General features: G+C 41.3%; 15 protein-coding genes. 11 read left to right on the top strand and 4 right to left on the bottom strand.

What is annotated here, in order from left to right; translation table 11 throughout:
• The first annotated feature begins 1 nt into the window (after window position 1).
• Both MKY83_RS09930 and prpB read left to right on the top strand, forming a co-directional pair.
• A complete protein-coding gene (locus MKY83_RS09930; protein ID WP_044141295.1) occupies window positions 2-1,438 on the top strand; it encodes a bifunctional 2-methylcitrate dehydratase/aconitate hydratase in 1,437 nt (478 codons plus the stop codon).
• Between the two features lie 13 nt (window positions 1,439-1,451).
• A complete protein-coding gene (gene prpB / locus MKY83_RS09925; protein WP_044141294.1) occupies window positions 1,452-2,369 on the top strand; it encodes a methylisocitrate lyase in 918 nt (305 codons plus the stop codon).
• A 232-nt stretch (window positions 2,370-2,601) separates the two neighbouring features.
• Here prpB and MKY83_RS09920 read toward each other — a convergent pair whose 3' ends face one another.
• Both MKY83_RS09920 and MKY83_RS09915 read right to left on the bottom strand, forming a co-directional pair.
• Window positions 2,602-3,264, bottom strand: a complete 663-nt coding sequence (locus tag MKY83_RS09920; protein ID WP_044141293.1) for a lysozyme family protein — start codon at window positions 3,262-3,264, stop codon at window positions 2,602-2,604.
• Between the two features lie 97 nt (window positions 3,265-3,361).
• Complete coding sequence (locus tag MKY83_RS09915; RefSeq protein WP_342487252.1) at window positions 3,362-4,687, bottom strand: APC family permease; 1,326 nt, start codon at window positions 4,685-4,687, stop codon at window positions 3,362-3,364.
• Window positions 4,688-4,873: 186 nt separating this feature from the next.
• On the opposite strand from MKY83_RS09915, the gene czrA reads away from it, so the two are divergent.
• Window positions 4,874-5,203, top strand: coding sequence for a Zn(II)-responsive metalloregulatory transcriptional repressor CzrA (czrA, locus tag MKY83_RS09910; RefSeq protein WP_007500691.1), 330 nt, complete (start codon window positions 4,874-4,876; stop codon window positions 5,201-5,203).
• Between the two features lie 34 nt (window positions 5,204-5,237).
• Here the strand turns inward: czrA and MKY83_RS09905 are convergent, their stop codons facing one another.
• The gene (locus MKY83_RS09905; RefSeq protein ID WP_044141291.1) at window positions 5,238-5,762 is read right to left on the bottom strand and encodes a hypothetical protein; all 525 of its coding nucleotides are present in this window, start codon (window positions 5,760-5,762) and stop codon (window positions 5,238-5,240) included.
• 118 nt (window positions 5,763-5,880) lie between these two features.
• Between MKY83_RS09905 and MKY83_RS09900 the strand changes: the two genes are divergently transcribed.
• From MKY83_RS09900 to MKY83_RS09870, 7 genes are all read left to right on the top strand, one after another.
• On the top strand, window positions 5,881-6,813 hold the full coding sequence (locus MKY83_RS09900; RefSeq protein WP_044141290.1) for a YafY family protein: 933 nt from the start codon (window positions 5,881-5,883) through the stop codon (window positions 6,811-6,813).
• Between the two features lie 54 nt (window positions 6,814-6,867).
• On the top strand, window positions 6,868-7,341 hold the full coding sequence (locus MKY83_RS09895; RefSeq protein ID WP_065098181.1) for a GyrI-like domain-containing protein: 474 nt from the start codon (window positions 6,868-6,870) through the stop codon (window positions 7,339-7,341).
• A gap of 37 nt (window positions 7,342-7,378) precedes the next feature.
• The gene (locus MKY83_RS09890) at window positions 7,379-8,098 is read left to right on the top strand and encodes an MBL fold metallo-hydrolase (protein ID WP_065098180.1); all 720 of its coding nucleotides are present in this window, start codon (window positions 7,379-7,381) and stop codon (window positions 8,096-8,098) included.
• Between the two features lie 3 nt (window positions 8,099-8,101).
• On the top strand, window positions 8,102-8,674 hold the full coding sequence (locus MKY83_RS09885; RefSeq protein ID WP_065098179.1) for a TetR/AcrR family transcriptional regulator: 573 nt from the start codon (window positions 8,102-8,104) through the stop codon (window positions 8,672-8,674).
• A 152-nt stretch (window positions 8,675-8,826) separates the two neighbouring features.
• Window positions 8,827-9,708 carry a membrane protein gene (locus tag MKY83_RS09880; RefSeq protein ID WP_044141286.1) on the top strand — a complete coding sequence of 294 codons (882 nt, stop codon included), beginning with the start codon at window positions 8,827-8,829 and terminating at the stop codon, window positions 9,706-9,708.
• Window positions 9,671-10,276, top strand: a complete 606-nt coding sequence (locus MKY83_RS09875; RefSeq protein ID WP_342487251.1) for a DUF4166 domain-containing protein — start codon at window positions 9,671-9,673, stop codon at window positions 10,274-10,276. Before MKY83_RS09880 ends, MKY83_RS09875 begins: the two co-directional genes overlap by 38 nt.
• The gene (locus tag MKY83_RS09870; RefSeq protein WP_342487250.1) at window positions 10,269-11,900 is read left to right on the top strand and encodes a YndJ family protein; all 1,632 of its coding nucleotides are present in this window, start codon (window positions 10,269-10,271) and stop codon (window positions 11,898-11,900) included. Before MKY83_RS09875 ends, MKY83_RS09870 begins: the two co-directional genes overlap by 8 nt.
• On the opposite strand, the gene MKY83_RS09865 is transcribed toward MKY83_RS09870, so the two are convergent.
• Window positions 11,890-12,369: a site-2 protease family protein gene (locus tag MKY83_RS09865; protein ID WP_003216048.1), complete on the bottom strand. Its 480-nt coding sequence runs from the start codon at window positions 12,367-12,369 to the stop codon at window positions 11,890-11,892. The two genes, MKY83_RS09870 and MKY83_RS09865, sit on opposite strands and share 11 nt — an antisense overlap.
• Before the next feature lie 231 nt (window positions 12,370-12,600).
• Here MKY83_RS09865 and csaA point away from each other — a divergent pair, with 231 nt between their 5' ends.
• A complete protein-coding gene (gene csaA / locus MKY83_RS09860; protein WP_113768470.1) occupies window positions 12,601-12,933 on the top strand; it encodes a chaperone CsaA in 333 nt (110 codons plus the stop codon).
• Window positions 12,934-13,248 lie beyond the last annotated feature (315 nt).

Raw genomic sequence — 13,248 nt, 5'->3', positions numbered from 1 at the left:
CATGAATAAAACAGCAGTCGCCAATCAAACGGATCAGCTATTAGAAGAAATCGCAGCCTATGCAGTAGACGGGGAAATTACGAGTAAAGAAGCCATTGAAACGGCACGCTATGTGCTCATAGACACACTTGGCTGCGGAATGCTGGCGCTCAATTTTCCTGAATGTACGAAGCATCTTGGACCGATCGTACCTGGAACAGTTGTACCTAATGGAGCAAGAGTTCCAGGTACTTCCTTTGTGCTAGATCCTGTTCAAGCGGCTTTTGATATAGGCTGTATGATTCGCTGGTTAGATTATAATGACACGTGGCTTGCAGAGGAGTGGGGACATCCGTCAGATAACTTAGGCGGAATATTAGCTGTAAGTGATTACATCAGCAGAACACGGCTTGCAAACGGAGAAGAGCCGCTTTCGATGAATGACGTACTGCATGCGATTGTCAAAGCACATGAAATTCAAGGCGTGCTGGCTTTAGAAAATTGTCTGAATCGCAATGGTTTGGATCATGTGCTATTTGTCAAAGTAGCAACAAGTGCTGTTGTATGTGCATTGCTTGGCGGAACAAAGGAAGACGTGCAGCATGTTTTATCGCAAGCGTTTGTTGATAATTCACCGCTTAGAACATACCGTCATGCCCCGAACACAGGATCAAGGAAATCATGGGCAGCGGGTGATGCAACAAGCCGCGGGGTGAGACTCGCAATGATGACACTCAAAGGGGAAATGGGCTATCAAACACCGCTTAGTGCAGAGAAGTGGGGCTTTGAAGATGTTCTGATGAAAGGGAAATCTCTCACACTTGCTCAGCCGCTAGGATCATACGTCATCGAAAATGTGCTTTTCAAAATTGCTTATCCTGCTGAGTTTCATGCCCAAACGGCTGCAGAGGCTGCTATGATCCTGCATGACGCTGTAAAAGGTCGATTAGATGACATTGACCGAGTAGAGATTACAACACATGAATCAGCGATTCGGATTATCGATAAGAAGGGACCGCTGTATAATCCAGCAGACCGCGATCATTGCTTGCAATATATTACTGCGATTGGATTGATCTATGGTGAGCTCACAGCTGACCATTATGAAGAAGAAACGGCGCAAAATCCGGTCATTGATCGTCTCCGGGATCAAATGGTCATCAAAGAAGATAAACAATATACAGCGGATTATTTAGATCCGAAAAAGAGATCCATTGCAAACAGTGTGCAGATCTTCTTTAAAGACGGGACGATGACAGACCGAATCGAAATTGAATATCCACTTGGTCATCGCAGAAGAAGGCAGGAAGGCATTCCTCTGCTTGAAAAGAAATGGCTCTATCATTTGAAAACGAGATTTCCACAAAAACAAGTGGATCAAATTGTGTCACTCTGTCAAAATCCAAATCAATTAAAAACAACAACCGTACCAGCATTTATGGACCTATTCGTCATATAAGGGGGGAACTAGTGTGTGGATCGTGAATGATGAATCAAGTCAAGCAGAATTAGCCGCAGCCTTTCAAGAACAAATGCACAAATCAGCTTTATTTCAAATCCCAGGCGTTCACGATGGAATGTCTGCGCTCTATGCAAAAAAAATGGGCTTCCAAGGGCTCTATTTATCCGGAGCCGCTTTTTGTGCCAGCAAAGGATTGCCTGATCTCGGCATGATCCATTCAACGGAAATGGCTGAAAAAGCGAAGGAAATCATTCGAGCTTCTCAGCTGCCGCTTTTGGTCGATATGGATACTGGCTATGGCGGTGTATTGAATGCTGCAAGGGCTGCAAAGGAAATGGTAGAAAGTAAGGTGGCAGCTGTTCAAATTGAAGATCAGCAAATGCCAAAAAAATGCGGACATTTAAACGGAAAATCGCTCGTTCCAGTAGAAGAAATGGTCGCAAAAATCAAAGCCATCAAACAAGCGGCACCAACGCTTTTGGTGATTGCGAGAACCGATGCAAGGTCCGTAAATGGGATGGAGGATGTCATCCGCAGGGCCAATCTTTACGTAGAAGCAGGAGCTGACGCTATTTTTCCTGAGGCACTCATCACAGCAGAGGACTTCACGCATGCGTCAAACAATATTAAAGGACCGCTTCTTGCAAATATGACGGAGTTTGGTAAGACGCCTTATTATCATGCAGACGAATTTTCTGTATTTGGCTTTCAAATGGTCATTTACCCTGTGTCATCACTCAGAGTTGCTGCAAAAGCGTATGAGCGTTTATTTACAGAAATCATGGAGAAGGGGACGCAGCAAGGAATGCTAAAGGACATGCAAACGAGACAAGAGCTATATGAAACGATTCATTATGATGAATATGAGGAAATGGATCAGCATTTAGCGAAAACGATCCTGCCGGAAATCGGAAAAGAACAGCGATAAAATGAAAAGCACTTCCATTTAGGAAGTGCTTCAGCATGTAGACAAACCCTCGCATTCGTTGCCAGTCCTGCGCTCCGGTGCTCACGAATGTCAAATTCGCTCCGCTCCGGTACTCGTCCTTCCTAGACTTCAAAGGTTTTCATGTCACGCTGAAAAGAAGACAAAGTGCTAAAATAAACATCATTTTAGCACTTTGTCCAATCTAAGCACTTCCATTTAGGAAGTGCTTTTTTTACGATGATGGTGAGGATGACGAAGCCAATTTCATCTTTTCTTCAACTGTTTTCGTTTTTTCTTTAACTTTTTCAGCATATGTGAAGTCACCGAAGCAATATGGGTAGCGGAAGTTATCTTTGTTGCCTCCGCACGTATAGACTTCTGGGTTTCGTTTCACTTGCTTTTTAGAGTATTGCTTTGCCAATTTCTCGGAATGTTTTCCCCCGTTTTTTGCAACAAAATCAATATAGCCAATTCCCATATTATAGCTTTGGATAATGGTTTCCAAATCAACGCCTTTTTTCTTCCCATGCTTGTACATAGTAGAAAAATGATGGACTCCTTGTCTAATGCTTTTCTGAGGGTCATTGATTTCATTTCGTTTCAAACCAAGAGATTCAGAGGACTGCATTGGATCTCCGCCTCTGCCTTTTGATTCTTGATACATCATACCGAGGATTAACGCGGTATATTGATCTAAATCTTGATCTCTTAACTCTGTTTCTACAAGCGGTTTGAAATCATCCAATCTCGACAAAACAATTGATTCCGTATCAATCGGCAGCTTTTTTAACTCCTTTTGATTAAAGGACATGACAATGGCTACTAATACGAAAACAAACAGAAAAATCGTGAAGCAGCCTGAAATGGCAAAACATCCTGTTTTTTTCTTTTTCAAGGTCAGTTCACCCCTGTTTTGCCCCGCTTTTAAAAGGGAAGTACAGCCTTTTTATTATGCCATATCCTGCACAAGATACCAAGTGAAAACCTTATAATCAATCGTACCCAAATGTAAATTCGGGTCTTGTTTTCAGTCTGTAGCAGAAATAAACAAAACCGATAATCAGCCAAAGCAAACCAATGATTAATGCATTTGTACTGATGCTCGTTAACAGCCATATACAAAAGGCCGTCCCGCACAGAGGAATCACTGCGTATCTCAATGTATTGAGTACACCTCTTTGTTTTTGTCTAATGAAATAGTACGCAAAAACCGATAAGTTCACTAATGTGAATCCAATCAACGCGCCGAAGCTGATAAAGGAATAAATGACTTCAAGTTCGCCAACGACTGCGGTTAAGGAGAAAGCACCAATTAATAAAATGTTAAAAACAGGGGTTTTTAATCTCGGATGAATATATCCGAAGAAACGCTTCGGTAACGACTCATCTCTACCCATTGCATATAATAGCCTTGCTGCACTTGCATGTGACGATAAGGAAGAAGAGATAACAGCGACCATTGTGCCAGCTAAAAAGAACGAGTGGAGAAAGGCGCCGCCCACAAATTCCGCAATTTCAAGTGAGGCCGCATCGGGATGCTTGAACTGCTGAAAATTTGGAAATACTTGCTGCAAAAAATAAGACGTCAAGGTAAACAGTACGCCTCCAATGGCGACGGTTAAAAAGATGGCAAGTGGGATCGTCTTTTTTGGCTTAATGGTTTCCTCAGAAAGGGTCGAAATCGCATCAAATCCTAGAAACGAAAAACATAAAATGGTTGCTCCTGAAAAAATAAGCGCTGGATCTAAGCTCGCCGAATAAAAAGGCCGGGCGGACAATAATTCTCCGCTGCCTGCATTTTGCGTGAGCCTATACATAATAAACCCAACAAAAGTGACGGCGACAATGACCTGAAAGGTCACAAATAGTGCCGTGATGTTGGCTGTAAGCCGGATACCGATTACATTGACAGTCGTTATGGCGATAGCAAGTATGATGATCCAAATGTAATGAGGTACATCAGGAAAGGCTGCGGTTAAATAAGCACTTCCAATCGCAAAATTCACCATAGGCAAAAATAAATAATCCAGTAAAAGTGTCCAGCCTACAAGAAAGCCAACATGAGGATGTATACTTTTTTGCGCGTATGTATAAGCAGATCCTGCTTTTGGAAAAGCCTTCACCATATTCCCATAGCTAAGCGCTGTCAATAGTAATGCAAGTAACGTAAATATATAAGCTGTAGCGACGTGTCCTTTCGTCAGTTGAGCCACAATGCCGTATGAATCAAATACGACAAGTGGATCCATATAAGCAAGCCCGATCACAACAAGTGGAAAGACAGTCAGGCTGCGTTTTAGTCTTGGCTCTTCAGTCAATTTGCCTATCAGCTCCTCTAAAAAAATGAATAAATAATGCTCATTTTAAAAAGAATGCTACCAAGTGTCAATGCTATTTGAGTAAATCTTTTTTCTAAAGTGTGCTCTCTTTGCACGCCGGACGTTTTGGTATATGATGATACATAGAATAAGTCGTGATTTGACGGACAAGAAAGGTGAAGAAAAATGAAGGAAGAACTGAATACAAATCAAGAACAGGAACGGATGGAGCTGGATGAAGAAAGTCTATTTCTTGTCTCCCAAACCTTTAAAGCTTTATCTGATCCGACACGTATTCGAATTCTGCACCTGTTGTCTCAAGGTGAACACTCGGTAAATGATATAGCAGAAACACTGAATCTCATGCAATCAACCGTTTCTCATCAGCTGCGCTTTTTAAAAAACCTTCGTCTCGTGAAATCTAGACGAGCAGGGACTTCGATTTTCTACAGTCCTGAAGACCAGCATGTGATGGAAGTGCTTGAACAGATGATTCACCATGCACAGCACGATTGATAAAAAACCTTCCTACTTTCATATAGGAAGGTTTTTATGCATGATGCACATGAGTTGATCTTTTATTTGCTTTCATCATGTGATAAGAAAAAACAATATAGTAAGCAGCTAGCAGAAAAAAGCTGAGCATGGTCAAGGCATCATCACTCACTATATGCTGATACAATTCAATGACATCGATCTTTGTCATTGAATGTTTTGTCAGTTCAACCAATTTAAAGGCAAATCTAGATAAAAACAAACATAAAATGAAGCTTTCAATCCATTTACTCGTTTTCATATACAGCCGGCCATTTTCTTCTTTCATGCGAATCGTCTGATAGGCATGAACAGCGAGGCTGCTTCCAAAAAGCATACCAATAGCGGCATAGATGATGATACTATGATTTTGCCATCCTTCTGATAGGAGAATAAGGGCAGAAAGTCCAAAGAGATACATTCTCATCAAAAGCCTGATAGGGCGTACAAGCTGATAGCGTCTCATTCGATTCATTCGAATGATCATGCAGATCAATATGATGAGCCCAATCATGAACAACTGCCACACGTTATGTGTCATGATGCAACCTCCTCCTGCACGTGCAGGGATGTAAACGAATGCTGGCTGTTACTTATCTTTACCATTCTTTCTTTTTTTATCAAATCAAAACCTACATTTATGAAAAAGAGGAAAAGTCATGAAAATTGATCGCATTTTGTCTATTGTGATGCTGCTCATTAGCAAGAAGCAAGTTCAAGCGAAAGAGCTCGCTGAACTTCATGAAGTGAGCGTGAGAACCATTTATCGTGATATTGATACCATCAATCAAGCCGGGATTCCTGTTGTGACAACGCAAGGAGCAGGAGGGGGCATTTCACTTGTTGAGGACTATCGTTTAGAGAAAAAATTATTTACTGATGATGACATCGAGGTCATTTTAACAGCCCTCGAAAGCATGACGAGTGCGTACTCCTTTAAAGAAAGCGAACATGTACTGAAAAAAATCAAATCGCTTATTCCCACGCATACGGATGAAAGCGAAAAGCAGCACCATATCTTCATTGATTTAAGCTCCTGGGGAAAAGACAGCCAGGCAGAGAAGAAGCTCCAGCTCATTCATACAGCTGCGGCAGCGCACCAATACATTCAGTTTACTTACCGCAATGCGAAAGGTGAAACACTTCCACGCAAAGTGGAGCCTTATACACTCGTTTTAAAAGGGAGACATTGGTATTTGTATGCGTTCTGTTGTGTGAAAAAAGCTTTTCGTCTGTTCAAGCTGACTAGAATGACGGGTCTTGTCACCATTTCAGGGTATTTTCAACCGAAAAGAATCAAAAACGAAGAAAAGCCTTGGAATGATTCATGGCAAAAACAACCGTCGGTCAGCTTTGTCACGCTCAGGTTAACGGAAGCATCAGTGGGGAAAGTGAAGGAATGGGTAGATGAGAACGAATTGAATGTTTGTTCAGACGGCACTTACCTTGCCACCATTACCGTACCTCTTGATGATTGGTTAAATAGTTTCCTATTCCATTTAGGTCCAGATGTTGACATTCTTTCCCCGAAGCATGTCAAAGAAGCGTTTGACATTCAGTTGAAACAATTTCTCAAACGAATAGAAACTTGACACAATGTTGTCAGGTTTCTTTTTATATGATAGAAAAAAAGGAGATGAGAATGTATGTACGATATCGTGACATTAGAGAAACAATGGATGAAAGGATTGTCTGTTCGAACAACAAACGAAATGGAGCAAACAAAAGAGCGGAAGATTGCTCCACTCTGGCAACAATTTTTTGCGCAGCAGCTTCACGGAGGGCAAGCGCCCGTCATAGGATTATATTCAGATTATGAAAAAGATGAGCATGGCTCTTATTTATTTACTGCTGGGCAATTCGTGGATCAGCAGTTAGAACATATCATAGAGATTCCTGCATCCACCTACGCAAAATTCCGAACGAGAAAGGGACCAATTGAGGAGGTTGTGTTGGAGACATGGCAGCAGATTTGGGCGTGGGATGAGCGACATTACCGCACATATACAGGCGACTTTGAATGGTATGATGAAAGATCTATAGATCCAAAAGAAGCGCAAATTGATATTTATATTGCGGTTGATGAAGAAATGCTCGCTAAAACTAATAGCATTAGTTAATATAAAACTAACAACATTAGTTTTAGGAGGACATATGATGAGATTGACAACTTTTGATCGCCTGCACCAGCTCACATTGATGCCGCGTCTATTTCCGGTAAATTGCTATGTATTTGAGGAAGAGAATGGACTGATATTAATTGATGCTGCTTTAAAAATGGCAGCAAGCTCGATCATTGAATTTGCGCACAAAAAAGACAAGCCAATCGATAAGATTATTCTCACTCATAGTCATATGGATCATATCGGTGCACTAGATGAAGTGAAAAAGGCTTTTCCAGAGGCAGTCGTTTATTTATCAAAACGCGATGCCCTCCTTTTTGAAGGTGATTTTTCCTTGCTTCCTGGTGAACCTCAGCAAAAAATTAAAGGCAGTTTTTCAAAAGACATTCACACAAAACCAGATGTGCTTGTCGAAGAAGGGGACGAGATTGGGTCACTTAAAGTCATCGCAACACCAGGACATACACCTGGAAGCATTTCTTTATACGATGAAAGGTCAGGGGTTGTCATTGCAGGAGATGCACTTGTGACAAAAGGCGGTTTATTCGTAACGGGTGAGTTTCGCTTGACCTTCCCGTTCCCGGCTTTTGCCACTTGGGATGCAGAAACAGCACTCAAAAGTGCCGAAAAATTGCTGGCACTTCCCTTATCTTGTCTTGCAGTAGGACATGGTGATCTTATCATGGAACCTCATGCAAAGCTTCAAGCTGCCATTACAAAAAGGCAACATCAGTTAAAGAAAGGGAGGCAGTAAATCGTGTCTCCAAGAATGGGTATCACGCAAGAAAAAATCATCGATACAGCTGCTGAATTTGTTGATGAAGAGGGATTTTCCGCTTTGACAATTGCTACATTGTCTAAAAAGCTGAACATCAGACCACCTTCTCTTTATAATCATGTATCTGGTCTTCATGAGATTCAGGCGGCTCTCTCAGTCAGAGGGCTGTCAATGCTTTGTGAAAAAGGAATTCAGGAAACGGAAGGGCTAGAAAAAGAAGTCGCCGTTTTAGCCTTTGCAAGACAATATGTTCAATTTGTCCGTGAACATCCAGGTCTTTATGAAGCCGCCTTTTCACAGATGAATGAAAAAGAAGTGAGTGTTGCTGCCGAGCGCCTTACTGAGTTTGTCCAATCCATCATGTCACGATTTGGTGTAAAAGAAGATGAAATGACGCATGTAGTAAGAGGACTCAGAAGCTTACTGCACGGCTTTGGAGACATTTCAAATAAAAAGGGATTTCAACGAAAAGAACAGCTTGAAGATAGTGTGAGTTATGCGGTCCGTCTTTATATCGCAGGCGTACAGCAAAAAGAAGATCTGTCTCATTGACAGGTCTTTTTTATGTAGTGAACCGATATCATGAAGGGGACGGCAATGTGGAGACCAAATTCTTTTGACAGAAAACCAATAAAGATTTGACAGTTTTGTGAAACATGGTATGCTTGTTATGTGAAATAATTCACATAGAGGAGTAGAGGCAGATGAAAAGAAAGCCTGTTTATGTGGAAACAACCATTCATGCACCGATAGAGAAAGTATGGGAATATACGCAAAATCCAAAGCTTCATGAACAATGGGATTTGCGCTTTTCAACCATTTCATTAAATGAACCTCAAAATGAACAGCCCCAATCCTTTTTGTATGAAAAGCATCTTGGGTTTGGTTTAAGTGTCACAGGGACAGGAGCTTATCGAACAAGAATGATGGATGAACGGAATGAGAGGGCATCCTCACTTCATTTCAAATCGTCACACCCATTGTCTTTTATCAAAGAAGGCAGTGGCTACTGGAAGTATATGAAAACAAGCGACCACATTGTGTTTCAAACTCAATTTGATTACAAAACGAAAGAAGGAAAAGGATGGACATGGGCAGACCGGATTCTTTTTCGCCCGATGATCGGGTTTATGACAGCCTTTAGTTTTGGTGCATTAAAGACGTGGCTTGAAAAGGGAACGCATCCTCGGTTATTACTAGAGAGAACACTTGCTCATTACGGGATTTGTTTGCTGTTTGCCATCGTCTGGCTATGCCAAGCGGTCATTCCTTTTTCACATTCGGCTTTTGATCATAGCACGAGTTTTCGATTGTTTTATGCGCTTTTAGGCGTATTATGGCTAATTCCCAAGCTATCAAAGAAATATCTCTACATTTTACAAAGTTTGTTTCTTCTCATTATGCTTTGTATAGGCATCCTATCCCCGCAAACGACGCTTCATGAGCCGCTTGTGATGAGTGCATTTTTCATTTTGTCGATTGCAGGTATGATCAACCTAAAAGATTGTGTAGATGTATTTTCTATCAAACGAAAAAGGGGAGGTAGACATGGTCGTTCATCGTCATCAAGTAAAGGATTACGATAAACTGCATCCAAAACTAAAAGAGAGATACAACTGCGCGTTTACTGCCGAAGGTACGATGGAGGAAATAGGCGGCGGGTCAAGACTCATTCGATTGATCTTCAGAATGGGTCCACTGTTTCGTTGTTTTTTCCCCGAGAGAGGGAAAAACATTCCTTTCCAAATTGTCAACGAGCCCTTTGTGACAAATAAGGGGGAGGAAGGGATGCACTGGTATCGAACGTTTTATTTCCCAAAGAAGGAGCGGCACTTTGATGCTGATATGATCATTGATCAGAAGAGTCATACAGTACTAGACTACTTTGGAAAGCCTAGACTTCTTGTGTCAGAGCTTCATTTTACAGTAACAAAGCATGGTTTCTTGCACATCCAATCCGGCCGGCAGAAGTTTTTGATGTTCGGCATGGAATGGCCGCTGCCTTCATGGCTTTATGGTGTGTCAGCTGTAACGGAAGGCTACGATGAGCATGCAGGTGAATATACCATTGATGTCCACGTGGAAAATCGACTGTTTGGTACTCTTTTTACATATAAAGGCCGTTTTACAGAAAGGGTGTCTCATGATGAATAAGTGGCATTTGACATCCAGTCTGATCTTCATGTCTTGTTTTATCGCCACCCGTTTCATGACAGGTTCGATAGCAGAATTTTTTGTTCTCATGGCAATTCTATTTTTTCTTCCCGCTGCCTTACACTTTTTTGAGAAAGAAGGGAAGAAACACAAGCCAGAGAGGCTGATCGGCTTTTTAATGAAAGCCTTTCCACTAGCAGCTCTTTGTGCAACCACTGCTTTTATCTATCATTCTGCTTGGTTTGCATCGGGATGGCTTTTATATACAATGTTATTGGCGTTATTTGGCTTTTGTCGTTTGCTGAAAAGAGGAATCTTTCCGCTTCATGAGCTGATGATTGATGGCGCATGGATGTATCTCGCTTTAGGCGGTCTGTGGTTTTGGCTGTACACAGCAGATATACAGGTGATGACATTTTCGCCGATCATTGTTCTTTTGACCGCTATTCATTTTCATTACTCTGCTTTTTTTATCCCGCTTTTTTATGGATTATTAGGAAGGCAGCAAGCAAAAGAGACAGCTTTATACAAAGCGGCGGGCTGGGTGATTTTGCTGTCGCCTGTGATGATTGCTGTGGGGATTAGCTTTTCCCGTCTATTTGATACGTTCAGCGTCATTCTTTATGTGATGGCCCTCTACATATATGGCATCCTTTGTATGAAAACAAGATTTCGGTCGACTTTGGCAAAAGGACTTGTTGTGTTTTCTAGCTTAGTTTTAATGGGGACGATCGTGTTATCACTTCTTTATTCCGCTGGTATGCTGATGCGTGTGACCTACATCAGCATTGATCAGATGATTTGGTTTCATGGCAGTATCAATGCTTTTTTTGTGATTTTGCCGGGTTTGATTGGCTGGCTGATTGAAGGGCCGAAGGATCAATTAAAGCAGAAGAACTTTCCGATTTCGAAAGTGCATGGCCGGTTTCAAATGATCTCTTTTCAAGAGGAAAGCGTGCATAACCCTGAGAAGCTGGGTTTAGTCGATTCGCTTGATGAATTAAATGGAACGACGTTTTCAGCTGATAGGGTCTCACCTGTGATTCGCAGATTTTATGAAGACCCTATGGCTTTTACATTAAAAGCAGCCGTCAGCTTTCATTGGTGGGTAAGGCCGTTCGTCTTTTTACTTCAGCCACTGTTTAAGAAAATAGGTCAGCTATATTTGGGGTTTTCTCGTCATCCATATGAGATGAAGGGACGTCTGACTAGATTTCAACATCCGAAGGAAGAAAGGGAAAATGTTCGGGCTTGGATACGTCACAATGTAAAAGGAGAGCAAGTCTTTTTTGCACTTTATGCTCTTCATTACGATGCAGCTGCGGGTTATATGAATATTACGCTGCCACTTCCGTATTCTCAGCTGACAGCTATTTTAAAACCTTTTAATGAGAAAGAAGATTTTCTATTAAAAAGCGCATGTCCAAAAGGCAGTACCGGTGACGAAGGATTGTATTTGCATACGCCTTTTATCACCATGAAACTGCCAATGGAAGAAAGCTTTCATATGAAGCCGGAGACGGATCAAAGTCTCACAGCGGTACATCAAATGAAGCTGTTCAGTATTCCTTTTTTAACGATTCATTATCATATTGACAGTGAAAGTCATCATGTTAGTCAATGATGTCACATGGTTCACCGTGCCGAATGATGTTCACAATCGCTTGCCCATCACTCGGATGATGATCTGCATACTGGACTGGCAGCAGTGCAAAAAATACATAGTAGACTGAGAAATAAGCAAATTGATAGAAAAATTGGTGCTCTGGCAGGAAATCATTGGCGATCATTGTATTCAGTATGAGAACACTGAGCAGGTTGCATAATGAACCGCCTAAGTAGACAAGAATGTGCGACAATCGGTTATTTTTCCTCATTTCTTCATAGTGGCAAAATGCATCTAGAAAATAGATTCGTCTAATTTCAACGACGCCTACTTTCAACACTTTTTTCCCTCTGCCAAGCGCAAAGGATACCTTTGCTCCAAACATCCACGCGACCACAATATGGCCAAGCTGATGAAGGATGGCAACAATAGGAAGAATGACAAAAAACGACCAGCAAAACGTCCACATATCCGATAATGTAAACAAGTGTGAACCCTCCCCAATATATTTGGGAGGAAGCAGTAGGATTATTTGCCATTTTACTGAATTCATTTTCAGGATGCAAACATTTAATACATGACAATAAATTTATTATGTAAACTATAAAGGCGATTTTAACGCTGTATAGGCTTTTTGAACCTCCTCTATGACAAAATGAATGTGCTACAATGGATAATCAATAGATGACGTTACCTTTTATGAAGGGGAGAGAGTCAGATGGCAGATATTGAACAGTTTTTGGCGTTAGATATTCGCGTTGGGACGATCATAGAAGCAGAATTTTTTGCAGAGGCAAGAGTGCCTGCGTTGAAGCTCAAGATTGATTTTGGTGAAGAAATTGGTGTAAAGCAATCTAGTGCTCAGCTGACAAAGCGTTATACTGCGGAGAATCTTATCGGCAAACAAATCGTAGCGGTCGTTAATTTCCCGCCAAGAAGAATTGCAGGGTTCAAATCAGAAGTGCTTGTCTTAGGAGGCATGCCGTCAAAAGAAGACGTGGTGTTGTTAGCGACAGATGAACCGGTTGAGAATGGAACAAAAATAGGGTAAGAAAAAAGACATCTTCCTAAGAAGATGTCTTTTGCGTATTGAGGCGGAATAACCACACGCCACATTCGTGTGTGTCTCAAAGAGACATGTTACCCGACTTACACAATTCAGCTCATCGCTTGATTAATATAGCATGGGATGAGCTTGAATGCAACCTTTAAATGAATTCTTTCAGATTTTCTTATCATTTAACAAGACGAATGACAAGAAATCAATTATTTGGATTATTTTTTCAAAATATATTGAAAAGTCAGATCAGATTTTATAAAATGAATTCATCTTAGTTTGTTTGGTCAATAAACTAAGATGAATTTC

This window comes from Bacillus sp. FSL M8-0266 (assembly GCF_038613425.1).
Taxonomy (GTDB): Bacteria; Bacillota; Bacilli; order Bacillales; family Bacillaceae; genus Bacillus; species Bacillus pumilus.
This window is presented reverse-complemented; position numbering and strand designations above follow the sequence as displayed.

Coding starts and splice junctions, on each gene's coding strand:
- MKY83_RS09930 (WP_044141295.1), top strand. CDS start 2: ATGAATAAAACAGCAGTCGCCAATCAAACGGATCAGCTATTAGAAGAA.
- czrA (WP_007500691.1), top strand. CDS start 4,874: ATGAAGGAAGAACTGAATACAAATCAAGAACAGGAACGGATGGAGCTG.
- MKY83_RS09905 (WP_044141291.1), bottom strand. CDS start 5,762: ATGACACATAACGTGTGGCAGTTGTTCATGATTGGGCTCATCATATTG.
- MKY83_RS09900 (WP_044141290.1), top strand. CDS start 5,881: ATGAAAATTGATCGCATTTTGTCTATTGTGATGCTGCTCATTAGCAAG.
- MKY83_RS09895 (WP_065098181.1), top strand. CDS start 6,868: ATGTACGATATCGTGACATTAGAGAAACAATGGATGAAAGGATTGTCT.
- MKY83_RS09890 (WP_065098180.1), top strand. CDS start 7,379: ATGAGATTGACAACTTTTGATCGCCTGCACCAGCTCACATTGATGCCG.
- MKY83_RS09880 (WP_044141286.1), top strand. CDS start 8,827: ATGAAAAGAAAGCCTGTTTATGTGGAAACAACCATTCATGCACCGATA.
- MKY83_RS09875 (WP_342487251.1), top strand. CDS start 9,671: ATGGTCGTTCATCGTCATCAAGTAAAGGATTACGATAAACTGCATCCA.
- MKY83_RS09870 (WP_342487250.1), top strand. CDS start 10,269: ATGAATAAGTGGCATTTGACATCCAGTCTGATCTTCATGTCTTGTTTT.
- csaA (WP_113768470.1), top strand. CDS start 12,601: ATGGCAGATATTGAACAGTTTTTGGCGTTAGATATTCGCGTTGGGACG.